The following is a 26089-nucleotide window of genomic DNA, read 5'->3' as shown; positions in this document are numbered from 1 at the left end:
CGGTACCGGCAGCCCCTCAGACGGGTACCAGCGGCTCTTCGGCCCCGTACCGGCAGCTCGTCAGAGCAGCGCCGGCTCTTCCCGGGGCTCCCTCCTCGCGGCCCCCGCGCCCCTCGCCTTCGCGACCGCGAGCCCTGCGACCGACCCGAGCATCAGCAGCGTGCCCGCGACGGTCGCGGCGGTCAGCCGTTCACCGAGCAGGCCCACGGCCAGTACCGCCGCGCTCACCGGCTCGAGGAGCATGATCACGGAGACGGTCGCCGAGCGGACGACGGCCGCGCCCGCGAAATACAGGGCGTAGGCGAAGGCTGTCGGGACCGCGGCGATGTACGCCACCAGCGCGATGACCCGGACCGGTTCGGCCGTGTGCGGCACCAGCCCCTCGGCGAGACCGAACGGCAGCAGGCACAGACTCGTGACGGCGAACGCCCCCACCGTGGTGGAGGAGACGTCGGCGCCGCCGTCGCGCCCCCACCACCGGGTCAGGAGCGTCATCACGGAGTACCCGGCGGCGGACACGACGGCGAGCCCGACACCCGACGGCCGGACCGTCGCGCCCCCGCTGCCGAGCACCAGCACCGCGAGCCCGGCGAGCGCGCCGACGACGGCACCGACACCGCCGCGCCCGAGCCGCTCCCCCATGGTCAGCCGTGCCCCGAGCGCGATGAGCACCGGACCGGCGCCGAGGGTGACGACGGTGGCCACGGCCAGCCCGGTGGACTCCACGGCGGCGAAGTACGCGGTCTGGAAAATCGCGAGCCCCAGGCCCGTTGCTCCGGTCCGCAGCAGGCTCGTACGAAGGCGGAGTCGTTCGGTGGAGCGCGGCCGCCGCCGCAGCAGCCGGACGGCGAGCAGCAGGGCGAGTCCGCCCGCGCAACGCCAGAAGGACAGGGCCACGGGGCCCATGTCGCTCGCGCGGTAGACGAGTGAGGCGACCGCGCCCGCGGTGCCCCAGGCGGCACCGGCGACCGTCAGATAGAGGAGGCCTCGCCCGATGGGCAGGCCGGAAGCAGCATTCGACACGTGTTCTCTCCGCAGATCCGCAGAAGTTCGGGAAGGACCACGTCGCGCGTCGTGCACCGTGCATGCGGCACGTCGGCGCGGAAGGTCCTCGGACTTCGTCTGCGGGCAGCACCGTTCGGCCCGACCGACGGTCAGGCGTGAATTACCGGAGGGCCCGCCTCAGGCGGCCGGAGGCGGAAGAACGAGTGCGTCCGAATGCATGATCAGCAGCCTAGGTGGCGCGGCCCCGCGCCGACAACTCCCTTTCGGCCTCGCCTCCGCCGCTCGCCACCGGCGTCTGCGAGGCCTTGGCGGGCGTGGACGACTGCGCGATGAAGGCGCCGCACAGGACCACCGCGCCGCCGATGATCTGCGGTGCGGAGAGGTGCTCACCGAGCAGGACCCAGGCGAGTACGGTCGCGATGACCGCTTCCAGACAGGCCACGACACCGGCCACCTGCGGCGAGAGCCTGCGCACGGACTGTACGCCGGTCACGTAGGCGACGACGGTCGCGATCAGCACGATCCAGCCCAGCAGCAGCGAGGCAGCGACGGACGTGCCGTCCAGGTCCGCGCTGCCCCCGAGGACCGACCAGTCCATCCCCCACGGCCGCGCCACGACCGTCAGGACGAGCGCACCGACGAGCAGTCCGTACGCGATGACGCCGAGCGGATCCGGTGCCTCCTCGCCCGCGTCGCTGCCCTGGTCGGACAGGACGAAGTAGCCGACCTGGCAGCAGGCGGCGCCGAGCGCGAGCAGCAGTCCGAGGACGTCGAAGCTCAGCCCGGTCCACACCTCGACGACACAGGCGAGACCACCGACGGCGAGCACGACTCCGAGGGCCGCGGCACGGGTCACGGGCCGCCGCTGCACGAACCGCACCCAGCCGAGTACCAGCGCGGGCGCCAGGTACTCGACGAGCAGCGCCACCCCGACGGGGATCCGGGAGATCGAGGCGAAGTAGAACGCCTGGACGCCGGCCACGGCGAGCAGTCCGAACCCGGCGAGCAGCGCGGGGCGCTCGCGCAGCAGCCCCCGGTGCCGCACGGCCAGCGGCAGCATCACCAGAGCGGCACCCGCGACACGCAGCCACACCACGTGCAACGGGTCGAGGCCCGCCTCGATCAACGGCTTGGCCGCGACCCCGGACCCTCCGAAGGCGACCGCCGACGCGAGCGCGAGCCCCAGGCCGACGCCCCGTCCGCGGTTGCCCTGACTGCTCTCAGACGTATGCACCGGCACATGATGACAGGCGACGACATGAGCGTCACCCCCAATGACACCTGTCTCAACGACTGGACGCGCCGCGCCGACGCACACCATGAAGTCGCCTGTGGCCCAGGGCTCGGCCCACGCTCGACTCGGTTCACCGGAGTTCGACGAGGAATCCGGAGCTCCGGTGAAGAGCCGGAGCCCGATCAAGAGCCGAAGCCCGATCAAGAGCCGAAGCTCGATGAAGAGTCGGAGCTCGATGAGGAGCCGAAGCTCGATGAAGGTGAAGGAGACCCGGCCCGGCTCGGCGCCCGGTCGGCCTCAGGCCCTCAAGCCCTCAGGTCCTAAGACCCTCAGGCCTCGATGCCCTGCCCCGCCGCGCTGTCGATGCGTGCCAGCAGCTCGCGCACGTCGACCCCCGCGCGCCCCAGCACCTCCACGGCCCGCGACTCGGGCTCGGCGACGATCGACGCGAGCAGATCGACCGCGTCCGCGAGTTCGTCACCCCGCCGCACGGCCCGCTCGTACGCGGCTTCCACGGCGCCTGCCGCCACCGGCGACCACCCGTCCTCGGTCACCGTCGGCACGGCACCGGAGTCCTCTACGGAGCCCTGCCAGCGCAGTCCGTAGCCGATGCTGCGCTGGACGAGATAGCCGAGCAGCCGGGCGACCTGCGGGTCACTGTCGAAGACCGCGCGCACGTGGGGGTCGGACTCCAGGAGTGTATGCAGCAGATGAGCCGTGTCGATCAGCCGGTCCCCGTCCCGAAGCGCCCTTCTGCGCGCACCGGCGACCACCGCTGCCAGTTCCTCACTGAGCCTGGCCTCGATGTCCACGCGGATCGGACCACGCTCGGCGGCCTGCTGGTGGGGGATTCGGGGTTGCACATCCCCTACCCCATCAGTCCCTTCAACTCTGGACATCCTCGTGGGGAAGCATCTTCGCGTCCGACACAGGGTGGGCGTCCCTGCCTGACTCTCCTCCTTACGGATGACTATCTCGCGGTTTTCCCTGATGGGGCGCGCGCCGCCTTGCCCCGCGCCCCTCGCGCAACCGCGTCGCTCCGGCGCTCGTCCACAGGAGCATGGAGAGCAGGTGCTGGCTGGTGGCCCTGCCGGCGATCGACGGCAGACAGTACGTGTACCGGGTCTACGCCCCCGAGGACGCGCTGCTCGCCGACCTGTTCTGGGAGGCGTGGCACTGCCACGACGAAGGCCCCTTCCCGCGCGCGTGGGACCTGTTCGACGCTGCGGTGATACGGCGGGTCGGCTGAGCCCGGCCGTCTCCCCAACTCCCCCTCCCCGGGGCCGTGGGGACCGCACTTCCACACTTCCTGACGGTTCATCAGTATTGAATGTTCAAGGCCCTGCGGCTACGTTCCGCGACACCGTAGCCCGCTGCGCCCGGCGCAGCACCCGAGACGAAGGGGTGGTCGCATGGCCGAAGTCAGCGCGGAAGCACGGATAGAGGCGCCCGCCGAGAAGGTCTGGGCGCAGCTCACGGACTTCTCCTCGTACGGCGAGTGGAACTCCACCCACACCAGCTTCCCGAAGGGCGGCCCCGAGACCCTCGAAGTCGGCGGCACCTTCGAGGAGAACATGAAGCTCATGGGTTTCCCCGCCGAGGTCAACTGGACCATCGAGGAACTGGAGGCGGCCCGCACGCTCGCGATCCGCGGCAAGGGCCCGATGGCCGTGACCGTCGCCACGCGCTACACGCTGACACCCGACGGCGAGGCCACGAAGGTCCGTATCGACGGCGAGTTCACGGGCGCCGCCGTCTCCCTGATGGCGGGCAAGCTGAAGGACTCGGCGACGGCAGCCCTGAACGAGTCCCTGCGCAAGCTCGGCGGGCTGGTGGCCTAGCGCGGCAGCACACCGCGCCTGCGCCAACACACGCTTAGGGGGTACTTCGAAGTCGAAGTACCCCCCATTGGCGAGCCATCAGTCCTCGTCGGCGAGGATCAGATACAGCTTCTTGCGCGCTTCGTTGATGACGGACAGCGCCTTCTCGCGCTGCTCCTTGCTGCCGGTCTTCCAGACCTGCCCGAACGCCTCCATCAGGCCGAAGCCGGCCTGCCGGATGTCGCTCAGCGCCTCCCAGTCGACACCGCGCCCGGCGTCCTCCCAGGGCGCTTCCGGACCCTCGTCGGCCGCGGCGCGACCCGCCTCGGTCAGCGAGAACAGCTTCTTGCCGCCCTCGGTCGCGCTGCTGATCAGACCCTCGTCCTCCAGCAGCTGAAGGGTGGGATACACCGAGCCGGGGCTGGGCTTCCACGCTCCACCGCTGCGCTCGACGATCTCCTGGATCATCTCGTAGCCGTGCATGGGCCGGTCCTTGAGCAGGGCCAGAATCGACGCGCGTACGTCGCCGCGCCGCGCCCTGCCGCGCGGTCCGCCCCGGCCTCCGCGCCCACCCCAGGGACCCGGGCCGGGGCCACCGAAACCGGGCCCGAAGGGACCGAAGGCCGCACGCAGCCCCTCGAAGCCGCCCCGACCGGGGTGGCCGGGCCCGCCGTGTCCACGTCCATGACCGGGGCCGAAGCCCGGTCCGTATTCCTCTCCGTGGGAACGCATCGCAATCACTCCATTCCATCGTTGATCGGTCGCGATGCGTCAACGATATATCGGAATAGTTCGGTGGGCAAGCCCCTGCCGACATGTCCCCACCGACAGAGCCGACGTGCGCCCACCGACAGCAGAGGGCCGTCGCCCACCCCCCAACCACCCCGCCATCCCGGTCCACCCATCCCGGATTGGCCTTGGCCCACGCCTCTGATCGGCGCCTAGCGTCTGCCTCATGCGGATTCGAATCGTCGACGCCTTCACCGACCGCCCCTTCGCCGGCAACCCGGCCGGGGTTCTCCTCCTCGACGCCTCGACGTCCTTCCCGGACGACGCCTGGCTCCAGAACGTGGCCCTGGAGGTCAACCACGCCGAGACGGCGTTCGCCCACCCCCTCCCGGAGGGCGGCGAGGCCGACTGGGCGCTGCGCTGGTTCACCCCCGCCGCCGAGGTCGCGATGTGCGGCCACGCGACACTCGCCACGGCTCATGTGCTGGCCACCACGGGCGCCGCCCAGGGCCCCGTACGGTTCGCGACGAGGAGCGGCGTGCTCATCGCCACGGCGCAGGACGACGGTTCCATCACGCTGGACTTCCCGACGGCTCCGCTCACCCCGGTCGAGGTCCCGCAGGGCGTCGCCGAAGCGCTGGGCGCCGAGCCGCGCACCACCCACGACACGGGACCGAACATCGGCGACCTGCTGATCGAACTCGCCGACGAGAAGACCGTGCTGGGCCTGACCCCCGATCTCAAGTCCCTGGCCCGCTACTCCGAGCGCGGCATCATCGCCACGGCCCGCGCCGAAGACCCCTCCCACGGGTACGACTTCGTCTCCCGCTGCTTCTTCCCGAACCTCGGCATCGACGAGGACCCGGTCACCGGCAGCGCCCACACGGCGCTGGCCCCCTTCTGGTCCGAGCGTCTCGGCCGCACCGACCTCACGGGCCTCCAGGCCTCGCCCCGCTCCGGCCGCGTCCGCACCGCGCTCCACGGCGACCGCACCCTGCTCATCGGCCGCGCGGTCACCGTCATCGAGGGCGAACTTCTCGCGTGAACCACCCTGAGCGCGCGTAGGCGGCACGAAGCCCGCCTGAGCACGTGAACAGCACAGGGGGCGTACGACCGTCTCGTACGCCCCCTTCACATGCCCTTCTGCCCGCCGTCCGCATCCGCTCACGCGGTCGGCAGCCACCCCACCTTCCCCGCCAGCAGCGCGTATCCCACGAAGGCCCCGATGTCGAGGAGCGAGTGGGCGACCACCAGCGGCCCGACGCGGCCCCAGCGCCGGTACAGGTAGACGAAGACCACGCCCATCACCATGTTGCCGATGAACCCGCCGATGCCCTGGTAGAGGTGGTACGAGCCGCGCAGCACCGAGCTGGCCACCAGGGCCGTGACCGGCGTCCAGCCCAACTGGCCGAGGCGGCGCAGCAGATACCCGACGACGATGACCTCCTCCAGGACCGAGTTCTGGATCGCGGAGAGGATCAGCACCGGGTACTTCCACCACACGTCGGGCAGCGCCTCGGGCACCACGGTGAGGTTGAAGCCAAGCCCGCGGGCCGCCAGGTAGAAGGCGATGCCCGAACTGCCGATCACCGCGGCGATCGCCGCACCGCGGGCGAGATCCGGCCACGGTCGGGTGCGGTCGAAGCCGATCACGCGCAGCCCCTTGCCCTCGCGCAGCAGGAAGTGTGCGACGAGGGCGACCGGCACCAGCGCGGTGGCGATGCCGAACAGCTGCCATGCGAGATCAAGCCAGGGACGGCCGGGTGCGGCCGAGGCGTTGAGCGTGGCCGCCTGGTCCTTGAGGCCCCCCGGTTTGGTGACCGACCCGACAAAGCTGATCAGCGCGGAGACCCCGCTCGCCCCGAGCGAGACCCCCAGTACGAGGAGCGTCTCGTCGCGGAAAATCCGTCGCACAGGCCGCTCCTCCGGAAAAGAATCGGCCATCGGCCCCGCCTCCGCCTGCACTCCTGCCTCCAGTTGAGTAATCCCGCCTCATCCCCATCTTCGCCCCGCTAGGGTCTCGAAAGAAGTTGCGAAGATCGTGCGCGACAAGCCGTCGGGGGACGGACGCCGTGGGGACGTACCTCCCCCTGTGCCATACCATTCGGCCATTTCCCGGCTCCAAAGACTCCAGGTTCGACCGAGGAGGGGCACGACCGCCATGGGACGTCACAGCTTGCCCGACGGGTTCCGGACGGGCGCCACCGGCCCCCGGCCGCGCACACGGCGCCGCAGCGTGGCGCTCGCGACGGCCCTCGTGCTCGCCGTCGCCGCGGGCACGGCGGCCGCGGTCGAGGGCGGCCTGCTCTCCTTCGGCTCGTCCTGCTGGGACAGTGCCGTACGCCTCAGGATCGCCGCCGCTCCGGACATCACGCCCGCACTGAAGGACGCGGCCGAGTACGCCCGGGACAACGACGTGACGTCCGACGGCAACTGCCTCGACGTCCAGGTGACCGCACGGGAGGCGTTCAAGGTCACGGACGCCCTGCGGTCGAAGGACAAGGGCGCCACCGACTTCGAGGCATGGGTGCCGGACTCGGGCGTGTGGGTGAACCGGATCATGGCGGACGACAGGTCGACTCCGGTGACACCGGCGGGGAACGTCGCGTCGTCCCCCGTCGGCGTCGCCATGATCCCGACGGCCGCGAAGTCCCTCGGATGGCCCGCCAAGACGTACAGCTGGACCGAGTTGGCGAGTGCGACGACGACGAGCGACAGTCTGAAACTCGGGGCGGGCGACCCCGCGCGCAGCGCGACCGGCCTGCTCGCCCTGACTCAGCTCACCCACGCCGCGGCCAAGGCCAAGGACGGCGACACCCAGGCGGCCGCCACCACGAAGGCCCTCTCACAGCGCATCTCCGACAGCGACAGCCAGGTCCTCGACACCCTCCCGCGCGACCTCTCCGGCACCGAGCAGGGCAACCCGAAGCGCAACCAGGCGCTGATCCTCTCCGAGCAGGCGGCGTTCGCGTACAACGCGTCGGCGGACAGCGGCGACGACCTCGACCTCTTCTACCCGAAGGACGGCTCGCCCCGGCTCGACTACCCGTTCGCGCTGGTCGACGAGCCCTCGCTGACCACGGACGAGAGCCGGGCCGCGCTGCGGTTCATGACCCTGCTCGGCGAGCCCGACGGCCGGAAGATCCTGGAGAAGCGCGGCTTCCGTACGGACGACGACGAGATCCCGGACAGGCTGGTCACGCAGGCCGGCGGCCGCGCCCCGCAGCCATACCGGGAATTGCCGGCCGAACCGGCCTCGGACAAGGAGATCGAGGAGGCCCTCGGCATGTGGACGATCACGGTGCAGAGCGCCCGCCTCACCACGGTCGTCGACGCCTCCGCCTCCATGTCGGATCCGGTGCCGGGCACCAGCGAGTCCCGTATGGAGGTGACCAGGGCAGCACTGCTGCAGGCCCTGGCCACCTTCACGCCGGAGGACGAGATCGGGCTCTGGAAGTTCTCCACGAAGCTCGACGGCAAGCGCGACTACCGCGTCCTCGTACCGACCGAGCGGCTCGGCGACCGTGCGGGCGACGGCACCCAGCGGGACCGGCTGTCGGCGGCCTTCAGCGGCCTGAAGCCGGTCCCGGACGGCGCGACCGGCCTGTACGACACCGCGCTGGCCGCGTACAAGGCCGCCATTGCCTCCTACGCGCCGGGGAAGTTCAACGCGGTCGTGCTGCTGACCGACGGTGTGAACCAGGACCCGGGGAGCATCTCGCGCTCCAGCCTCGTCGCCGAGCTCCAGGAGCTCAGCGACCCGGAGCGCCCGGTGCCGCTGATCGCGGTCGCCGTCGGCCCGGAGGCCGACAGGGACGAGCTCGACGACATCGCCGAGGCGACCGGCGGCTCGGGTCATCAGGTCACCGACCCGTCCCAGATCCACTCGGTGATCCTCAAGGCCGTCGTGCGGGCGGGCAGCCAGAGCTGATCGCCCGTCACCTCAGCGGAACGGCGGGCTCCGGTAACCCGACCGGCCAGGTGTGCACCGGCTCACCTAGGTGCATCAGCTCGCAGTACCGTTTCGTCGTGGCGGCCAGCGCGGCATCCCGCCCCATACCGCTCTCCAGCGCCCGGTGGAACGTACGGGACTGCCAGGACGCTCCGTTGACCCCGCGCTTGCACCGCTCCTCGATCACACCGAGGTAGAGGTCCCGGTCGGCTGGCTCGACGCCCCACGCGTCCAGGCCCGCCGCCGCGAGCGGCAGCAGTTCGTCCCGTACCAGCTGCACCGCGGGCACCCGGGTGGTCCCGCCGTACCTGCCGCGCCGCGGCCACTCCATCCGCGCGTCGATGCCGTACCGGCAGGCGTGGTCGAAGTTGGCGGCGGCCGCCTCGAAGGGCAGCCGGTTCCACACGGGCCGCGTCTCCTCGGCGAGGGCGCGTACGAGCCCGTAGTAGAAGGCTGCGTTGGCGATGACGTCGGTGACGGTGGGGCCCGCGGGCAGCACGCGGTTCTCGACGCGCAGATGCGGGACGCCGTCGTCGATGCCGTACACCGGACGGTTCCAGCGGTAGATGGTGCCGTTGTGGAGCACGAGTTCGGCGAGCCGGGGTATGCCGCCCTCGTCGAGGACGCTCTGCGGGTCCTCCTCGTCGCAGATGGGCAGCAGAGGAGGGAAGAACCGCAGGTTCTCCTCGAAGAGGTCGTACGCCGACGAGATCCACCGTTCCCCGAACCAGGTGCGCGGACGGACGCCCTGCGCCTGGAGCTCGGGCGGACGGGTGTCGGTGGACTGCAGGAACAGCGGGGGCCGCGACTCGCGCCACAGCTCACGGCCGAACAGGAAGGGCGAGTTGGCGCCGATCGCGACCTGTACGGCGGCCACCGCCTGCGCCGCGTTCCACACATCGGCGAAGCGTCCGGGCGTGACCTGGAGGTGCAACTGCACGGAGGTGCAGGCCGCTTCGGGCGCGATGGACGCCGAGGTGCAGCTGAGCCGCTCCACACCGTCGATGTCCAGCGCGAAATCCTCACCGCGGGCGGCCACGATCTGGTCGTTGAGCAGCGTGTAGCGATCCACGTCGGAAAGGTTCGCGGAGACCAGGTCGTCACGCGCGAGTGTCGGCAGAATGCCGATCATCACGATTCCGGCATCTACCTCGTTGGCCTTCCGATGGGCATATGCAAGCGAGGTGCGCAACTCCTCGGCGAGCCGGTCGAATACACGCCCGCCGAGCCGATGGGGAGCAATGTTGACTTCCAGATTGAACATGGCGAGTTCTGTTTGGAAATCACGGCTCGCGATGCGTTCGAGTACTTGCGCATTCATCATTCTCGGCATGCCGTCGGGCCCTGCGAGATTCAGCTCGATCTCCAGGCCCATGAGATTCTTGGGTCGGTCGAACCGCTTCTCCGCCAGCAACCGCGCCAGCCCCGCCAGGCACTGCTGGAGCTTGGCGCGGTAGCGCTGCCGATCGGACAGGCCGATCGGCCCCGCCACGACCTTCTCCCCCATCGAAGTGTCCCTCCTCGACTGGGCAGCCCGACGAACCGGCCGCTGGTGTCCCGGGTCACGGGGGATGATGCCCAGGCAATGTGATCGATAACGCCCTGGACAGGCCCCCCGGGCGCTACTCTGAACGCAGTTGCCCACAGGCACATTCACTAGGCATGGGGCAGCGAGCGGTTTCGACGATCGGCAGTGTCGTGAAAAACGCCGACGAGAACCGGCCGTCCACTTCGGAGGCATATTCCGAGGTCATCGACGGGTACCCGCGGTGAACCAGGACCAAACACGCGTAACGGCGACCGAATTGTCTCTTGCCTTTAATGTGCGGAACGGCTAGATGAAACATCGTCTGAACACGTTTCGTATAAACTCCGCGAACGAGGCAGAGAGTTGGCGCTCGCGGTCATTGCCCCCGCCCCTCTGACCCCGAGAGCTGACAGTGTCGTCCGCCCCCGCCCTCGCGCCGCCATGCCTGTCGAATGAGAGGCGACCCACCATGCCGCTGCATGTCCCCCCGGCTCCCGCGCCCGCTGTACGCACCGTCCTCACGGCCCTCGGTTCCCCCACCGCGGTCCGCGAGGCACGCACCCCGTCCCTGCGCAACGCGCAGGGACCCGCCACTCCCGAACTCCCGCTGCCCGTCCACGTCCTCGACCGGATCGGCCCGGCGGGCGCCTCGGCCACCCGCCTCGCCGGATGGCGCTTCCTGATCCGCTGCGGCGAACGCGCCGTAGCGGCCGCCGAGACGAGGCTGACCCCCGACGGCTGGGCCTTCTCGCACTTCTTCGAGGGTCCGTACGTCACCGCCACCGAGCGCGCCCTGCGCCAGGCCGAGACGATGACGGGCTCGTACCAGGCCCGTCTGCTGTCCGTCCCCGAGCTCTACATGCTCACGCTGTGGCTGCACGGCGACTGCACGGCCGACGGCTCCGAGGGCCACCCCGCCGCCACCGACCTCCTGGTACCGCTGGCACCCGCCCCGCCCGGCATCGCCGCGCACCGCCCGCACCGCGTTTCCGAGCTGCTGCCTGTGCTGACCCACCGGCTCACGTCCACGCAGACGCCCGGCCCGCTGCTCGGCTCACCCGCCTGAGCGCACCTCCGCTTCCGTGCCCCGCGGCCCCACCCCGGCCGCGGGGCACGCTGCTGCCCGCGGTGAGCCGGGGAGACGCCATTGCGCGGAGTGACGCCAGGAGGACGCAGCGCACGCCCAGTCCTTCTGGACTAGCCCCATCCGACCACTGAGAACCACCCGAAGAGGCGCCCCAGTTGGAATGAACCGTCCGCACGGGTGATGCGTCCTGAACCTGTGAGGAGCGCTGCCGCAAAATCCCTGCGGATTGACGTCCGTAGGGCAACACTGGGTTCCGGACCATCTGACAAACGGGGGGCGGCCATGAGCACCACTTCGAGCCGCAGGACAGACACGACATCGATCACCGACCTCACACCGAAGCGAAAGATCCCATCAATGTGCCAGCACCAGCCGCCGTGCCCGACAGCCGACTCCGCCGACCGGGAAGCAGCGCTCCTCGTGGCGCACCACCCGGAGCAGGGATGGAGCCTGCTGTGCAACGGCGTCCTGCTCTTCGAGGACACCGGTGAGCTCCTGCCGGACGGCCGGATCATCGCGCCGCACCGACCTCTGGTCATCGACGTGATGACGGCCGCCTGAGCGGCCCGGCGCACCACGGGCGACCGACAGGCCGCCCGGAGACATGAGGGGCCGGCCCGGGGAAGCAGACCCGGAACCGGCCCCGACGCATGTCCAGAGGTGATTACTCCTCGTAGGCATCCAGCGGCGGGCAGGAGCAGACCAGATTCCGGTCGCCGTACGCCTGGTCGATGCGCCGCACCGGCGGCCAGTACTTGTCGGCGGTCGAGACACCGTCCGGGAAGACGGCCTCCGCCCGGCTGTACGCGTGCTTCCACTCGCCGCCCAGCGCGGCCGCCGTGTGCGGGGCATTCCGCAGCGGGTTGTCGTCCGCCGCCCATTCGCCCGAGCCGACCTTCTCGATCTCCGCACGAATGGCGATCATCGCCTCGCAGAACCGGTCGAGCTCGATCAGGTCCTCGCTCTCCGTGGGCTCGATCATCAGCGTGCCGGCCACCGGGAACGACATCGTCGGCGCGTGGAACCCGTAGTCGATCAGCCGCTTGGCGACGTCGTCGACGCTCACACCGGTCGCCTTGGTCAGCGGCCGCAGATCGATGATGCACTCGTGCGCCACGAGCCCGGCAGGACCGGTGTAGAGCACCGGGTAGTGCGGCTCGAGACGCTTGGCGATGTAGTTGGCGCTGAGCACGGCGACCTGCGTGGCCCGCTTGAGCCCCTCACCGCCCATGAGACGGACGTACGCCCATGAGATGGGCAGGATGCCCGCCGAGCCCCAGGGAGCGGCTGAGATCGGGCCCACGCCGGTCTCCGGGCCCGCGGCCGGCTGCAGCGGGTGGTTCGGCAGATACGGCGCGAGATGCGCGCCCACCCCGACAGGACCGACGCCCGGACCGCCGCCGCCGTGCGGGATGCAGAACGTCTTGTGCAGATTGAGGTGCGAGACGTCACCGCCGAAGTGGCCCGGCTTGGCGAGGCCCACCAGCGCGTTGAGGTTGGCCCCGTCGACGTACACCTGGCCGCCCGCCTCGTGCACCTGCGCACAGATGTCGGCGACGTGCTCCTCGAACACACCGTGCGTCGAGGGGTACGTGATCATCAGCACGGCAAGCTCGTCGGCGTACTGCTCGATCTTGGCGCGCAGGTCCTCGACGTCGATCTCGCCGTCGTCCGCGGTCTTGACGACGACGACCTTCATGCCGGCCATCACGGCGCTCGCCGCGTTCGTGCCGTGCGCGGACGACGGGATGAGGCAGACGGTGCGCTGCTCGTCGCCGTTGGCCCGGTGATAGCCGCGTACGGCCAGCAGGCCCGCGAACTCGCCCTGGGAACCGGCGTTGGGCTGCAGCGACACCTTGTCGTAGCCCGTCACCTCGGCGAGCCGCTCCTCCAGCTCACGGATGAGCGTGAGGTAGCCCTGCGCCTGCTCGGCGGGCGCGAAGGGGTGCAGCTGCCCGAACTCGGGCCAGGTGACCGGCTCCATCTCCGTGGTCGCGTTGAGCTTCATCGTGCAGGAGCCCAGCGGGATCATGCCGCGGTCGAGCGCGTAGTCACGGTCGGCGAGACGGCGCAGGTAGCGCAGCATCGCGGTCTCGGAGCGGTACTGGTGGAACACCGGGTGCGTCAGATACTCGTCGGTGCGCAGCAGCGCGGCCGGCAGTGTGTCCGCCGCCGTCGCGTCCAGCGCCGCCACATCGCCCTCGACACCGAACGCGGCCCAGACGGCGTCCAGTTGACCCCGCGTGGTGGTCTCGTCGCAGGCGAGGGACAGGTGGTCGGCGTCCACGAGGTGGAGATTGACACCGCCCTCGCGCGCGGCCGCGACGGTCTCGGCGGCCTTGCCCCGCACCCGCACGGTGAGCGTGTCGAAATACGCCTCGTGGACGACCTCGACACCGCCCGCCTTCAGACCCGCGGCGAGGATCGTGGCGTACCGGTGGGTGCGCTGCGCGATGGACTTCAGGCCCTGGGGCCCGTGGTAGACCGCGTACATCCCGGCCATCACGGCGAGCAGCACCTGAGCCGTACAGATATTGCTGGTCGCCTTCTCGCGGCGGATGTGCTGCTCCCGCGTCTGCAGGGCGAGCCGGTAGGCCTTGTTGCCGTCGGCGTCCAGGGACACGCCCACGAGCCGGCCGGGCAGGCTCCGCGCGAACTTCTCGCGCACCGCCATGTACCCGGCGTGCGGCCCGCCGAAGCCCATCGGCACGCCGAAGCGCTGCGTCGTACCGATCGCGATGTCCGCGCCGAGTTCGCCGGGCGAGGTGAGCAGCGTCAGGGCGAGCAGATCGGCGGCGACGGTGACGATCGCACCCAGCTCGTGCGCCTGCTCGACGACGGGCTTGATGTCCCGTGCGGCGCCGGAGGCGCCCGGGTACTGGAGGAGCACGCCGTTGATCTCACGCTCGGCCAGCTCGGCCGGAATGCCGTCGCTCAGGTCGGCGACGACGACCTCGACGCCGGTCGGCTCGGCGCGGGTCTCGATCACGGCGATGGTCTGCGGAAGGGCGTCCGCGTCGACCAGGAACAGGCCCTTCTTGTTCTTGCCCATGCGCCGCGACAGCGCCATGGCCTCGGCGGCCGCCGTGCTCTCGTCGAGCAGCGAGGCGCCGGAGGTCGGCAGGCCCGTCAGGTCGGCGACCACGGTCTGGAAATTGAGCAGCGCCTCGAGCCGGCCCTGCGAGATCTCCGGCTGGTACGGCGTGTACGCGGTGTACCAGGCCGGGTTCTCCATGACGTTGCGCAGGATGACGGGCGGTGTGAACGTCCCGTAGTACCCGAGCCCGATCATGGAATCCAGCACCTGGTTACGGTCCGCGAGGGAGCGCAGCTCGGCCAGCACCTCGGCCTCGGTGCGCGCGCCCGGCAGTTCGAGCGCGTCGGCGTTCTTGATCACATCCGGGACCGCGGCGGCCGTCAGCTCGTCGAGCGAGCCGTACCCCACCTGCGCGAGCATCTTGGCCCGGGCCTCGGTGTCGGGCCCGATGTGGCGCTGCTCGAAGGGGATTCCCGCTTCGAGCTCGGAGAGCGGAACGCGATGGTCGGTCATGTACGGAGGCCTCCTGGTCTGACGACCTTCGAGGGGCACCACGGCGCGGGTGCCCCGACGGCCTCCCCCTCTGTCATCTCAACCTGAGAGTTTCACCGGCCCGCCACGAAGGCACGCCGGCTTTCACCGTCGGTGAGAGCGGAAACCGTCGACACCCGCTCTGCTTTCCAGAGTGACCTCGTCCGTGCGGTACGTGAGCCTGAGAGATTCCGGGGAGGATTTGCTCCTTCGGCGCCTCCGATGAAGCCTGGAGGACTCTCCCGCACGGGGTCAGCAGCCGTTGCCCAGCGTACCAGCGGGGTTCCCTCGAGTGGCCGCCCTGCTCAAAGTGCTCTTTCGTAGTGCTTACGGATGAGTTGCGAGCAGTTGGAGGGCCCGTGCAGACCGACATCGATCCGCGCAACCTGATAGGCCGCAAGGCGTTCGACCGCAACGGCACCAGAATCGGCACCGTCGACGAGGTCTACCTCGACGACGCGACCGGCGTACCGGAGTGGGCGGCCATCCGCACCGGCCTGTTCAGCAGGGATGCCTTCGTCCCCCTGGAGCCCAGCGAGCTGGTCGACGGCGCGTTGCGCGTCCCCTTCGAACGCGCCCTGATCAAGGACGCCCCCGACTTCGGCGTCGGCCGCCACCTCTCCCCCGAACAGGAACTCCAGCTCTACCACCACTACGGCCTCGACGTGGCCCCTCCTCCCCCCTTCCCGGACCACGACTTCGGCCATCTGGCAGGCTCGGACGAAGCCCCGTAGAGGGACGGGAAACGGCTGAGGCCGAGAGACGGCCGGTCTTTGTCCTTCAGAGTCAGTCCTTCAGGGGCGCGGGGCTGTGACAATGTGCGGCTCCGCCGCGCGGGCGCGACCGGCCACAGTCGACCCGCACGTACGAACGCACCCCAGTCACCCCTCCCCGCCCGCCGCAGGCGAACCCACACCCCCAGGTCTTCGCTCCACCAACGGCAACGGATCCGCGACCTCCAACAACGGATCATCGGTCCGAAACGTCCGCACACGCCCCGGCTCGGAGTCAGGCGTCTCGAACCGCACAGTGACCCTCCCCAGCCCACTCCCCTGCACCCACCCGTGCCCGAACTCGGCATGCCGTACATCGTGCCCCGCATGCCACCGCCGCTCGGCGGGCACCTCGGGCTCCTCCACCGACTCCTCCATGCCCTCTTCGGCCACCTGCGGCAGCGCGTCCGCAGCCGCCCGCGCCTGGGCGAAGAGATCCTCCTGCGTGTAGTCGGCAAGCCCGGAAACCCCGACCCCCAGCAGCCGTACACCTCCCGTGGTGTCCACGGACTCCAGCAACCGCGCGGCGGCCTCCCGCACCACCGCCGGATCGTCCGTGGGGCCCCGAAGCGTCTCGGACCGGGTCAGCGTCGAGAAGTCGTACCGCCGCACCTTCAGCACGATGGTCCGCCCCGACAGGTGCGCTCCCCGCAACCGCTGCACACACCGGTCGGCAAGCCTCTGCACCTCCATCCGCACCCGCACCCGGTCGTGAATGTCCACGTCGTACGTGTCCTCGACGGACACCGACTTCGTGTCCCGCTCGGCCACCACGGGCCGCTCGTCGTGCGCCAGCGCCATGGCGTACAGCCCGACCCCGTGGGCCTTCCCCAGGAGCCGTACGAGCTCGTCCTCGCCCGCCTCGGCGATCTCGCCGACCGTGGTGATCCCGGCCCGCCGCAGATGGTCTCCGGTGGCGGGCCCCACGCCCGGCAGCGTGCGCACCGACATGGGGGCGAGCAGCGCCCGCTCGGTGCCCGGCTCTATCAGCACGAGCCCGTCGGGCTTGGCCTGCTCGGAGGCGATTTTCGCTAGCATCTTGGAGGCGGCGAGTCCCACGGACCCGGTCAGCCCCGTGACGGCCCGGATGTCCGCGCGCAGCTTCACCCCGGCCAGCCGCGCCGATTCGTCGTCCCAGGCCGCCTGTCCGGCCTCCAGGTCCACGAACGCCTCGTCCAGGCTCAGCGGCTCCACCAGCGGCGACAGGTCCCGCAGCAGCCCCATCACCTGCTCGCTGATCTCCTTGTAGAGCCCGAAGCGGGGTACGAGATACGCGGCGTTCGGCGCCAGCCGGCGGGCCTGCGCCATGGGCATCGCCGAATGCACCCCGAAGACCCGGGCCTCGTACGAGCAGGTGGCGACCACACCCCTTGGTCCGAGCCCGCCCACGATGACCGCCTTCCCACGCAGGCTCGGCTTGGCTGCCTGCTCCGCCGAGGCGAAGAAGGCATCCATGTCGAGATGCAGGATCGTGGGCGCGGTTCTCACATGTCCGATGCTGCCCTACGCCACTGACAATGCCCCGGTACGCCGGGACACTCCCTGCCCGGCCGTGGTCAGACCGCGCGGTTGCGGCGCCGCGCCAGCTCGTCCGCGGGGTTGTGCCCCACGAGCGTCTCGCCCGTGTCGACGCGCTCCCCGTGCAGCTGCGAGAGCGCGCTCTCCACGTCCCGCCACACGACGCCCACGGCGATCCCGAAGATGCCCTGGCCGCCCTGGAGGAGCGCGTGGACCTCGTCGGGCGAGGAGCACTCGTAGACCGTCGCCCCGTCGCTCATCAGCGTCATCCGCTCAAGGTCGCGGAATCCGCGCTCTCGGAGGTGCTGGACCGTGGTGCGGATGTTCTGCAGGGAGACACCGGTGTCGAGGAACCGCTTGACGATCTTCAGGACGACGACGTCCCGGAAGCTGTAGAGCCGCTGCGTCCCCGACCCGTAGGCGGGCCGCACGCTCGGCTCGACCAGCCCCGTTCTGGCCCAGTAGTCCAGCTGTCGGTAGGTGATACCCGCGGCCGCGCACGCTGTGGGACCGCGATAGCCGATCTCCTCGGACGCCGCCCCGCCCTCGCCCGGCACCGACGTCGGCCGCTGTACGTGATCGGCCGCGCTGCTGTGAAGCGGGTACGGGCCGCTCTCCCCCAGACCGTGTCCGCGGGCACCCCCAGCCGTACCGTCGCCGCTGCTTCTCACGCCGACCTCCGTCCTTGACCTGCCTTCTCGACGGTAGGCAGCCACCAGGGGCGCGTCAACGACCGCCACACTCGGCACGCCGAGTGATAATCACCCTAAGAGTGGTTTCCCGTGTCCCACCGCGGGGAAAGGCTAGCCGAATGCTCTCGGGACGACGGCCGTACGGCCTGTCGTCCGGCGGTCCCGGAGGGTCACGGGACGGTGGCGGCAGAAGCTCACTGGCTGTTGGTCCCGAAGTCCTCGGGCGAGATCTGGTCGAGGAACTCGCGGAACTTCTCCACTTCGTCCTCCTGCTCGTCCGGGATCGCGATGCCGGCGTCGTCCAGGACCCCGTCACTGCCGTAGATCGGCGTCCCGGTACGCAACGCCAGCGCTATGGCGTCGGACGGCCGGGCACTGACCTCGACCCCACTGGCGAACACCAGCTCCGCGTAGAAGACGCCTTCCCGCAGGTCCGTGATACGTACTTCGGTCAGCTCCTGGCCGACGGCCTCCAGCACGTCCTTGAACAGGTCGTGGGTCAGCGGTCGCGCGGGAGCCATGCCCTGCTGTGCGAAGGCGATCGCCGTCGCCTCCCCCGGCCCGATCCAGATGGGGAGGTAACGGTCGCCTCCCACTTCACGCAGGAGCACGATCGGTTGGTTGGAGGGCATTTCGACCCGGACACCTACGACGTCGAGCTCGTTCACACAGCAACCCTAGGCCGTGCCCGGCATCTTTGGGTAGTCGAGCACGGAATGGGCGCCCGATCCGGCGCCCCGCTCGCACCGTCGCATCAGGGCAGCCGCACCCCGAGCGCGGACTGCACCAGCGCGGCGTGCAGCTTCACCGCGAGCCCCGCCAGCTCCTTCGTCCGCGCCTCCGCGTGCACCCTGGTCTGCGGATTGCGATGGCGCCTCAACGGGGCCACCACCTGGTCGACGAGCCCCGCCTCGCGGTCGGCGGCGGCCTTCACGGCACGCAGATGCCGCGGCTCGATCCCGAACCGCCCGAGTTCCACGACCAGCCCGGCCACGGTCACCGCCTCGGCGTCGTACACCCCGTCCGACAGCGGGGTGATGAGCCCGTACGACTCCCACTCCTCGAGCTCCTGCTCGCCGATCTCCGCGGCGGCCATCAGCTCGGCCCGCCCGATCCGGGCCACCGCCGGCCCCTCGGGCTCGCTGAGGAGCTCGCCGTCCCGCTGGCGCCCCACGGACGGCAACGGCAGTGCCTCACCCCGTTCCATGGCGTCCAGATGCTCGCGGATCACCTTCAGGGGCAGATAGTGGTCCCGCTGCATCCTCAGGACGTGACCGAGGCGCTCGACGTCGTCCGGGCTGAACTTCCGGTACCCGGACGGGGTCCGCTGCGGCTCGATGAGCCCCTCCGACTCCAGGAAACGGATCTTGGAGATGGTGACTTCGGGGAACTCCTCGCGCAGCACGTTCAGCACCGTGCCGATGCTCATCAGCCCGTTGTCCGTGGCGGCGGTGCCGTGTCCGGCACCGCCGCTCGGTGTTCGAAGCATGGACCTTCCTGAGGGTCCCCCCGGACGGAGTCTGGGGAAGGGTCAGATGCCCCGCTGGCTCGCGTAGAAGACCAGCCGGTACTTGCCGATCTGCACCTCGTCACCGTTCGACAGCGCGACCTGGTCGATCCGCTCCCGGTTGACGTACGTGCCGTTGAGGCTGCCGACATCCGCCACCGTGAACGAACCGTCGGGGGCGCGGCGGAACTCCACATGGCGGCGCGACACGGTCACGTCGTCCAGGAAGATGTCGCTCTGCGGATGACGGCCGGCGGTGGTCAGCTCGCCGTCCAGCAGGAAGCGGCTGCCCGAGTTGGGTCCGCGGCGCACCACCAGGAGCGCCGAGCCGAGCGGCAGCGCGTCGACGGCGGCCTGCGCCTCGGGAGAGAGCATCGGCATCTGCGTCTGGCCGGTGGCCTCGGCGTCGTAGGCCTCAAGGCCGGAGATGGAGATCGTCGAGGTGGTCTCCGACGGGCGCTCCGGGGTCGCACCGGCCCGCAGCGGCGCACCGCAGTTGGAGCAGAAGCGGCTCGCCTCCGCGTTGCGGTTACCGCACCTCGTACACACCAGGGCCGACATGGACGGATCCTCCTGCCGCGGCTGCCCCGCGGGAGCATTGGACGCATACGGGTCGGAGCCGAACCCTCCACCCGTACTTGAGGCTGACGGTTCCCCGAAACCTATGCGTCCCGACTGGGCAGGGTCAACAGACGGCGCGCCCTGACCACCGGAAATGTCACCGCCCGGACCACCGACCTGATCCCGGAAGAGCGGACGATCTCCCTGCCCCTCGGCGTCTGAGGGGCGCGGTGCGCGATGCCGGGCAGTGGCATTGTCGCTGCCCTCTCGCGCGCTCTTGCCGAACAACTTCGCAAACAACTTCACGGGCGATTCCCCTTGACCGAAACAGACCCGCCCGTGGGGCAGGACGAACCCTGACTACACACACCGGTCGAGCCGGACATCATCACAACGTCCGTGTCCACCAGACAGTTTCCACCACGCACCACCCATTCGGTGCGTCGACCCCCCGCAACCTCATGCCCTCGCGGAGCGGCCCCCAAGCGCCTCCCGTTCACTGGGAGGACGACCGAGCGTAGTCAGGCCGCTTCGCTGGTCGCAAGGCGTCCACGACGATCTTGTCCGAGCGTTCCACCGTGACAGTGGCCTGCTCCTTCTCCAAAGTCTGCACCACTCCGCCAGGGATGTTGAGCGCCGGTTCGAGGTCCTGAGGCTTGCCGATGACCTTGAAACGATAGGGGGCGCTGATCTTGTTCCCATCGACGGCGACTCCACCGCTCACGTCCGTCAGATAGGTACCGGCGACGACCCGTACGCCATTGACCTGGATCGCCTCCGCGCCGGCCGCGCGCAGCTCCTGGATCGCGTCGAGCAGCATGTCGGCCTCGACCGTCCCCTTCTCGTCGTCGATGGTCACCGTGATGCCAGGGCCCTGCGCCGCCACGGTGCCCGCCAGAATGCCGAGCTGCTTCTCCTTCTCGACCGTCTGTTTGCGGGCCTCCTCGGCCTGGTCCGAACTGTTCTCCAGCTCGGTGCGCTGATCTTCGAGCCCCTGCTTCTCCTCTTCCAGACGCTGCGTACGGTCGTCCAGTTCATCGAGGATGCGTACGAGATCTTCCTGACGCGCGCCGCGGAGGGCGCCGTCGCTGTCGCTGTTGGACGCCACCTGGACGGCGAGACCGAAGCCGAGGCCGAACAACAGGAGGGCGACGATGAGTTGCGCACGCGAAACGCGCGGCGGCCACAGACCCTTCATCAGCCGCTGACGGCCGGTCAGGACCGGCTTGTCCTGCTCCGCCTCGGCCCTCGGCGTCTCCGAGGACTCCGCGGGCACCTCTTCGGGCAGTTCCTTGCGCAGTGGGTTCTCGGGGGTCTCGTCCTTGTCGCTCATCGGCCTCACGCCCGGAACACGTGCCGGCGGATCGCCGCGGCGTTGGAGAAGATACGGATACCGAGGACGACCACCACACCAGTGGACAGCTGGGCGCCCACGCCCAACTTGTCGCCCAGGAAGACGATCAGCGCGGCCACGACAACGTTGGACAGGAACGACACCACGAAGACCTTGTCGTCGAAGATGCCGTCGAGCATCGCGCGCAGGCCTCCGAACACGGCGTCGAGCGCCGCCACGACGGCGATCGGAAGATAGGGCTCGACCACCGCCGGGACCTCGGGCCGGACCAACAATCCAGCCACGACTCCCACGACGAGGCCCAGTACGGCGATCACGATGTGCCTTTCTCTGTACTCGGTTCTGCTGTTCTTACGATCACACTCGGTGCGGCGGGAAGCCGGACGTCGTCCTCGACGGAAATGCTGGTCCGGATCCCGAAGTTCTCCTGCAGGGCGTGCAGATACTGCCCGTCGCCGCTGTTCTGGAACTTGGTGCTCAGCCGCCGGCCGTCCCCTACGGCCAGCACCGTGTAGGGCGGCACCAGCGGCTTGTTGTCGACCAGTATCGCGTCACCCGCGGCCCGGATCGCGGACAGTGCCGTCAGCCGCTGCCCATTGATCGCGACGGCCTCGGCACCCGACTCCCACAGCCCGTTGACCACGCGCTGCATGTCACGGTCACGTACACGTCCGGTGTCGGAGAACCCCGACGTCTCACGGGCGTCTCCGTCACCACTCTGGTCGGCTTCCTTGGCGTCGTCCACGACGAGTTTCACACCGGGACCGTGCACCTCGACCGCCCCCGCCAGGATGGCCACCAGCTCGCCCTGGTCGCCGCCGTGCTTCTTCAGCGCCTCGCGCTGCCGCGCACTCACGTCGTCGCGGAGCTTGTCGATGCTGTTCTCGAGTTTGTCGGCCGCCGACGTCTCGCGGTCGATGCGGTCGATGAGTTCCTCGCGCTCCTTGGCGACGACCGGAGCCGCTATCCGCGCCTGCGCCGCCCCCACGGTCACCACGAGGGCCGCGAGCACCAGACCGGCCGCGAGACCGAGCTTCGCCCGCAACGTCTTCGGCATGCCGCCGGTGCCTTCGGCCTCCTTGCGGGCGGCCGCCTCCGCGTACCCGTCGTCGAGGCTGTGGTCCATGACGTTGGTGAGCAGCGACATGGAGGCGTCCGGACGCGTGGGGCGCGTGGGGGTACTCCGAACGGGGTGCTGCTGCGGCATGCCGCACATCGTCGCACGTCGCGGCCAGTACCTCCGAATGGCCCCACCGGTGTGCCGGACGGGCCCCTTCGAGGGCACCGTCCGGCATGCGCGCGTGCCGCTCAGCGACCGGCGCTGTCCACCACCGACGACCACTCGTCGAGCAACGCCTGCGCCGACGCGTCGTCGGGCCCTTCGGCCCACAGATGCGTGACCGCCTCCGCCGGGTCCGGAAGGACCATCACCCAGCGCCCATCGGTCTCCACCACACGTACGCCGTCGGTCGTGTCCACGAACCGGTCACCGGCCGCCTCGACGACGCGCCGCATCACAAGTCCCTTGACCGCCCAGGGAGTCGCGAGATCACGCTTGAGGACGTGCGCCCGCGGAATCCGCGCATCAATCTGGCTGAGCGTGAGCTGCGTCCGCGCCACCAGACCGATGAGCCGTACGAAGGCTGCCGAACCGTCGAAGACGCTGCTGAACTCCGGCACGATGAAACCGCCGCGCCCGTCGCCTCCGAAGATCGTCGACTCCTCGCGCCCGACGCGCGTCAGATCGTCGGGAGACGTCGTCGTCCAGTCGACCTGGGTTCCGTGGTACGCCGCCACCTGCTCGGCGATCCTCGTGGTGGTCACCGGCAACGCCACCCGCCCACTTCGCCGTTCGGCGGCCACCAGATCGAGCATGACGAGCAACGCCCGGTCGTCCTCGATGATCCGGCCCTTCTCGTCGACGAGCGACAGCCGCTCGCCAACCGGATCGAACCGCACCCCGAACGCGGCGCGCGCGGACGCCACGATCTCCCCGAGCCGCACCATCCCCGACCTGCGCGCGTCCGCAGTCTCCGTCGGACGCGACTCGTCCAGACCGGGATTGATGGTCAACGAGTCGACCCCGAGCTTGCCCAGGAGGCTGGGCAGCACCAGCCCGGCGCTGCCGTTCGACGCGTCCACGACCACCTTCAGCCCGGACTCGGCGATCCCGGTGGTGTCGACATTCCTCAGCAAGGACCCTGTGTACGAGTCGAAGACGCTGGCAGGGAAGTGCAGATCCCCGATCTCGCCCGGGAACGCGCGCCGGTACTCCTGCCGCGCGAACACCCGGTCCAGCTTCCGCTGACTCGCCTGCGAGAGATCAGCCCCGCGCCCGTCGAAGAACATGATGTCCACGGAGTCGGGCACGCCTGGCGTCGTCCGGATCATGATCCCGCCGGCACTGCCCCGCCCAGTCTGCTGCCGTGCCACCGGCAGCGGTACGTTCTCCAGGTCTCGTACGTCGATGGCGCTGGCCTGCAGCGCCGAGATGACCGCCCGCTTGAGCGCACGGGCACCTCGCGAGTGGTCGCGTGCCGTCGTGACGGTCGAGCCCTTCTTGAGCGTCGTCGCATACGCCCCCGCGAGCCGTACAGCGAGCTCGGGAGTGATCTCCACGTTGAGGATCCCGGACACCCCGCGAGCTCCGAAGAGATGAGCCTGGCCCCGGGACTCCCAGATGACCGACGTGTTGACGAAGGCACCGGCCTCGATGGTCTTGAACGGGTAAACCCGTACGTTCCCCTGCACGATCGATTCTTCGCCCACGAGGCACTCGTCCCCGATGACGGCGCCGTCCTCGATGCGCGCGGCCCGCATGATGTCGGTGTTCTTTCCGACGACGCAGCCGCGCAGATTACTGTGCTGGCCGATGTACACGTTGTCGTGCAGCACGGCCTTGTGCAGGAACGCCCCGGTCTTCACGACCACATTGGAGCCCACCACGGTGTGCTCGCGGATTTCCACGCCGGCCTCGACCTTGGCGTAGTCGCCGATGTAGAGCGGCCCGCGCAGCACCGCGTCCGGATGCACTTCGGCACCCTCGGCGACCCACACACCGGGCGAGATCTCGAAGCCGTCGAGTTCGACGTCGACCTTGCCCTCCAGGACATCGGCCTGCGCCTTCACATAGCTCTCGTGCGTGCCTACGTCCTCCCAGTAGCCCTCGGCGATATAGCCGTAGATCGGCTTGCCTTCCTTCATCAGCTGGGGGAAGACATCGCCTGACCAGTCGACGGAGACATCGGCCTCGACATAGTTGAAGACCTCGGGCTCCATGACGTAGATACCGGTATTCACCGTGTCCGAGAAGACCTGGCCCCAGGTCGGCTTCTCGAGAAAGCGCTCGACCTTTCCCTCTTCGTCGACGATGGTGATGCCGAATTCCAGCGGATTCGGGACCCGGGTCAAACAGACAGTGACCAGCGCGCCCTTTTCCTTGTGGAAATTGATCAGATCGGTGAGATCGAAGTCGGTCAGAGCGTCACCGGAGATCACCAGGAAGGTGTCGTCCTTCAACGCCTCCTCGGCGTTCTTGACACTGCCGGCAGTACCGAGTGGCTTCTCCTCATTGGCATAGGTGAGCTCCATTCCGAGCTCTTCACCGTCACCGAAGTAGTTCTTGACGAGAGAGGCCAAGAACTGGACAGTAACGACGGTCTCGTTGAGCCCATGCCGCTTGAGCAGCCGCAGCACGTGCTCCATGATCGGGCGATTGGCCACGGGTAGGAGCGGCTTGGGCATGCTTGAGGTCATGGGGCGAAGGCGTGTGCCTTCGCCTCCGGCCATCACGACGGCCTTCATGTCGGAAGCGTCCTCCTTGAAGAGACGACGGTCTAGCCGACTTCACCCGTCAGATTGTCCCGCACATTCTGCTTGCGGGCCATCAGAGGCCACTAACGGCCGCCCATTCGGCGAGCTCAATCGGCCATGGTGTCCGCGCGGACAAGGCGGCGGACCTGAACCACGTAGAGGATCCCTGCCCACCAGTAGAGCGTTGTACCCCATCCTGCGAACGCCCATCCGAAAATAGCAGCGAGTGATGCAAGCCATCCACTTCCGTCACTGAGCAGCAGCAACGGGAAGGCGTACATCAGGTTGAACGTAGCAGCCTTCCCAAGGAAGTTCACCTGTGGCGGCGGATAGCCGTGCCGCCTGAGGATGCCCACCATCACCAGCAGAACCAGCTCTCGCGCGAGCAGGACAGCCGTCAGCCAGAGCGGCAGAATCTCGCGCCAGGTCAGGCCGAGCAAAGTCGACAGAATGTAGAGCCGGTCGGCCGCGGGGTCCAGCAGCCGGCCCAGGCTGCTGATCTGGTTCCACCGGCGGGCGAGCTTGCCGTCCAAATAGTCGCTGATGCCGCTCAGCATGAGCACCAGGAGTGCCCAGCCGTCACTCTTGGGCCCGCCGAACTCCGGCCTGAGGATCAGCCACAGGAAGAGCGGCACGCCTGCAAGACGCGCCATGCTGAGGATGTTCGGGATGGTGAGGACCCGGTCTGTCTGGACGCGGGTCTCCTGGACCTCCACCCGGGGGCCTCCTGTGGGAACGTGCCAACGATGCCCCCTGACCCTACCCTCAGCCATCTGTCCGCAGTGCGGAGGGGTTCGGGTAGCGTCCCGGAAAACAAAAAAGCTTCGGCCCTCGGACTTATCGTCCAAGGACCGAAGCTCTAAAATTTGTTCGGCGGTGTCCTACTCTCCCACAGGGTCCCCCCTGCAGTACCATCGGCGCTGTAAGGCTTAGCTTCCGGGTTCGGAA

24 protein-coding genes, 1 rRNA gene and 1 riboswitch are annotated in these 26089 nt (G+C 69.3%); of the genes, 7 read left to right on the top strand and 18 right to left on the bottom strand.

Annotation, left to right across the window (positions count from 1 at the left end):
* Positions 1 to 60 precede the first annotated feature (60 nt).
* The 3 genes from GAS53_RS40920 to GAS53_RS40910 form a co-directional block, all read right to left on the bottom strand.
* Positions 61 to 1023 (bottom strand): DMT family transporter, encoded by a 963-nt coding sequence (locus GAS53_RS40920; protein WP_151482837.1) that lies wholly within the window; start codon positions 1021 to 1023, stop codon positions 61 to 63.
* Positions 1024 to 1234: 211 nt separating this feature from the next.
* Positions 1235 to 2245, bottom strand: coding sequence for an EamA family transporter (locus tag GAS53_RS40915; protein WP_151482836.1), 1011 nt, complete (start codon positions 2243 to 2245; stop codon positions 1235 to 1237).
* Positions 2246 to 2568: 323 nt separating this feature from the next.
* Positions 2569 to 3102 carry a Clp protease N-terminal domain-containing protein gene (locus tag GAS53_RS40910; protein ID WP_225859400.1) on the bottom strand — a complete coding sequence of 178 codons (534 nt, stop codon included), beginning with the start codon at positions 3100 to 3102 and terminating at the stop codon, positions 2569 to 2571.
* A 197-nt stretch (positions 3103 to 3299) separates the two neighbouring features.
* Here GAS53_RS40910 and GAS53_RS40905 point away from each other — a divergent pair, with 197 nt between their 5' ends.
* Positions 3300 to 3488, top strand: a complete 189-nt coding sequence (locus tag GAS53_RS40905; RefSeq protein ID WP_151482834.1) for a hypothetical protein — start codon at positions 3300 to 3302, stop codon at positions 3486 to 3488.
* A 163-nt stretch (positions 3489 to 3651) separates the two neighbouring features.
* A complete protein-coding gene (locus GAS53_RS40900) occupies positions 3652 to 4080 on the top strand; it encodes a type II toxin-antitoxin system Rv0910 family toxin (RefSeq protein WP_151482833.1) in 429 nt (142 codons plus the stop codon).
* A gap of 78 nt (positions 4081 to 4158) precedes the next feature.
* Here the strand turns inward: GAS53_RS40900 and GAS53_RS40895 are convergent, their stop codons facing one another.
* The gene (locus GAS53_RS40895) at positions 4159 to 4791 is read right to left on the bottom strand and encodes a PadR family transcriptional regulator (protein ID WP_151482832.1); all 633 of its coding nucleotides are present in this window, start codon (positions 4789 to 4791) and stop codon (positions 4159 to 4161) included.
* Between the two features lie 223 nt (positions 4792 to 5014).
* On the opposite strand from GAS53_RS40895, the gene GAS53_RS40885 reads away from it, so the two are divergent.
* Complete coding sequence (locus GAS53_RS40885; RefSeq protein WP_151482830.1) at positions 5015 to 5833, top strand: PhzF family phenazine biosynthesis protein; 819 nt, start codon at positions 5015 to 5017, stop codon at positions 5831 to 5833.
* Between the two features lie 119 nt (positions 5834 to 5952).
* Here GAS53_RS40885 and GAS53_RS40880 read toward each other — a convergent pair whose 3' ends face one another.
* Positions 5953 to 6753, bottom strand: coding sequence for a CPBP family intramembrane glutamic endopeptidase (locus GAS53_RS40880; RefSeq protein ID WP_151482829.1), 801 nt, complete (start codon positions 6751 to 6753; stop codon positions 5953 to 5955).
* Between the two features lie 196 nt (positions 6754 to 6949).
* Here GAS53_RS40880 and GAS53_RS40875 point away from each other — a divergent pair, with 196 nt between their 5' ends.
* On the top strand, positions 6950 to 8719 hold the full coding sequence (locus GAS53_RS40875; RefSeq protein ID WP_151482828.1) for a substrate-binding and VWA domain-containing protein: 1770 nt from the start codon (positions 6950 to 6952) through the stop codon (positions 8717 to 8719).
* A gap of 7 nt (positions 8720 to 8726) precedes the next feature.
* Here GAS53_RS40875 and GAS53_RS40870 read toward each other — a convergent pair whose 3' ends face one another.
* On the bottom strand, positions 8727 to 10247 hold the full coding sequence (locus GAS53_RS40870) for a glutamate-cysteine ligase family protein (RefSeq protein WP_151482827.1): 1521 nt from the start codon (positions 10245 to 10247) through the stop codon (positions 8727 to 8729).
* 490 nt (positions 10248 to 10737) lie between these two features.
* Between GAS53_RS40870 and GAS53_RS40865 the strand changes: the two genes are divergently transcribed.
* Together GAS53_RS40865 and GAS53_RS40860 are read left to right on the top strand one after the other, a co-directional pair.
* On the top strand, positions 10738 to 11334 hold the full coding sequence (locus GAS53_RS40865; RefSeq protein WP_151482826.1) for a hypothetical protein: 597 nt from the start codon (positions 10738 to 10740) through the stop codon (positions 11332 to 11334).
* A 378-nt stretch (positions 11335 to 11712) separates the two neighbouring features.
* Complete coding sequence (locus tag GAS53_RS40860) at positions 11713 to 11916, top strand: DUF5999 family protein (RefSeq protein WP_151482881.1); 204 nt, start codon at positions 11713 to 11715, stop codon at positions 11914 to 11916.
* A 103-nt stretch (positions 11917 to 12019) separates the two neighbouring features.
* Here the strand turns inward: GAS53_RS40860 and gcvP are convergent, their stop codons facing one another.
* Positions 12020 to 14905 carry an aminomethyl-transferring glycine dehydrogenase gene (gene gcvP / locus GAS53_RS40855; RefSeq protein WP_151482825.1) on the bottom strand — a complete coding sequence of 962 codons (2886 nt, stop codon included), beginning with the start codon at positions 14903 to 14905 and terminating at the stop codon, positions 12020 to 12022.
* Positions 14906 to 15082: 177 nt separating this feature from the next.
* A riboswitch (glycine riboswitch) is annotated at positions 15083 to 15178 on the bottom strand.
* A 104-nt stretch (positions 15179 to 15282) separates the two neighbouring features.
* On the opposite strand from gcvP, the gene GAS53_RS40850 reads away from it, so the two are divergent.
* On the top strand, positions 15283 to 15657 hold the full coding sequence (locus GAS53_RS40850) for a PRC-barrel domain-containing protein (protein WP_192583493.1): 375 nt from the start codon (positions 15283 to 15285) through the stop codon (positions 15655 to 15657).
* Between the two features lie 147 nt (positions 15658 to 15804).
* On the opposite strand, the gene GAS53_RS40845 is transcribed toward GAS53_RS40850, so the two are convergent.
* From GAS53_RS40845 to rrf, 11 genes are all read right to left on the bottom strand, one after another.
* Positions 15805 to 17184: a DNA polymerase IV gene (locus GAS53_RS40845; protein ID WP_151482823.1), complete on the bottom strand. Its 1380-nt coding sequence runs from the start codon at positions 17182 to 17184 to the stop codon at positions 15805 to 15807.
* Between the two features lie 68 nt (positions 17185 to 17252).
* Positions 17253 to 17885 (bottom strand): MerR family transcriptional regulator, encoded by a 633-nt coding sequence (locus GAS53_RS40840; RefSeq protein ID WP_151482822.1) that lies wholly within the window; start codon positions 17883 to 17885, stop codon positions 17253 to 17255.
* Positions 17886 to 18100: 215 nt separating this feature from the next.
* On the bottom strand, positions 18101 to 18574 hold the full coding sequence (locus GAS53_RS40835; protein WP_006123076.1) for a bifunctional nuclease family protein: 474 nt from the start codon (positions 18572 to 18574) through the stop codon (positions 18101 to 18103).
* 86 nt (positions 18575 to 18660) lie between these two features.
* The gene (ftsR, locus tag GAS53_RS40830; RefSeq protein ID WP_151482821.1) at positions 18661 to 19395 is read right to left on the bottom strand and encodes a transcriptional regulator FtsR; all 735 of its coding nucleotides are present in this window, start codon (positions 19393 to 19395) and stop codon (positions 18661 to 18663) included.
* A 42-nt stretch (positions 19396 to 19437) separates the two neighbouring features.
* Positions 19438 to 20322, bottom strand: a complete 885-nt coding sequence (locus tag GAS53_RS40825) for an FHA domain-containing protein (protein ID WP_225859401.1) — start codon at positions 20320 to 20322, stop codon at positions 19438 to 19440.
* Between the two features lie 148 nt (positions 20323 to 20470).
* Positions 20471 to 21307 carry a DUF881 domain-containing protein gene (locus GAS53_RS40820; protein ID WP_151482819.1) on the bottom strand — a complete coding sequence of 279 codons (837 nt, stop codon included), beginning with the start codon at positions 21305 to 21307 and terminating at the stop codon, positions 20471 to 20473.
* A gap of 5 nt (positions 21308 to 21312) precedes the next feature.
* Positions 21313 to 21645 carry a small basic family protein gene (locus GAS53_RS40815; protein ID WP_003988855.1) on the bottom strand — a complete coding sequence of 111 codons (333 nt, stop codon included), beginning with the start codon at positions 21643 to 21645 and terminating at the stop codon, positions 21313 to 21315.
* The gene (locus GAS53_RS40810; RefSeq protein ID WP_151482818.1) at positions 21642 to 22544 is read right to left on the bottom strand and encodes a DUF881 domain-containing protein; all 903 of its coding nucleotides are present in this window, start codon (positions 22542 to 22544) and stop codon (positions 21642 to 21644) included. Before GAS53_RS40810 ends, GAS53_RS40815 begins: the two co-directional genes overlap by 4 nt.
* Positions 22545 to 22636: 92 nt before the next feature.
* Positions 22637 to 25132 (bottom strand): mannose-1-phosphate guanyltransferase, encoded by a 2496-nt coding sequence (locus tag GAS53_RS40805; protein ID WP_151482817.1) that lies wholly within the window; start codon positions 25130 to 25132, stop codon positions 22637 to 22639.
* Positions 25133 to 25248: 116 nt separating this feature from the next.
* Entirely contained in the window at positions 25249 to 25857 is a 609-nt protein-coding gene (locus tag GAS53_RS40800; RefSeq protein WP_151482816.1) for a CDP-alcohol phosphatidyltransferase family protein, read from the bottom strand.
* Between the two features lie 152 nt (positions 25858 to 26009).
* A 5S ribosomal RNA gene (gene rrf, locus GAS53_RS40795) occupies positions 26010 to 26089 on the bottom strand; the annotation flags it as partial.

The sequence above is a fragment of the Streptomyces albicerus genome (genome assembly GCF_008905045.1).
GTDB classification, from domain to species: domain Bacteria; phylum Actinomycetota; class Actinomycetes; order Streptomycetales; family Streptomycetaceae; genus Streptomyces; species Streptomyces albicerus.
Note: the sequence above shows the minus strand (reverse complement) of the source record. Positions and strands in the feature narration are given on the sequence as shown.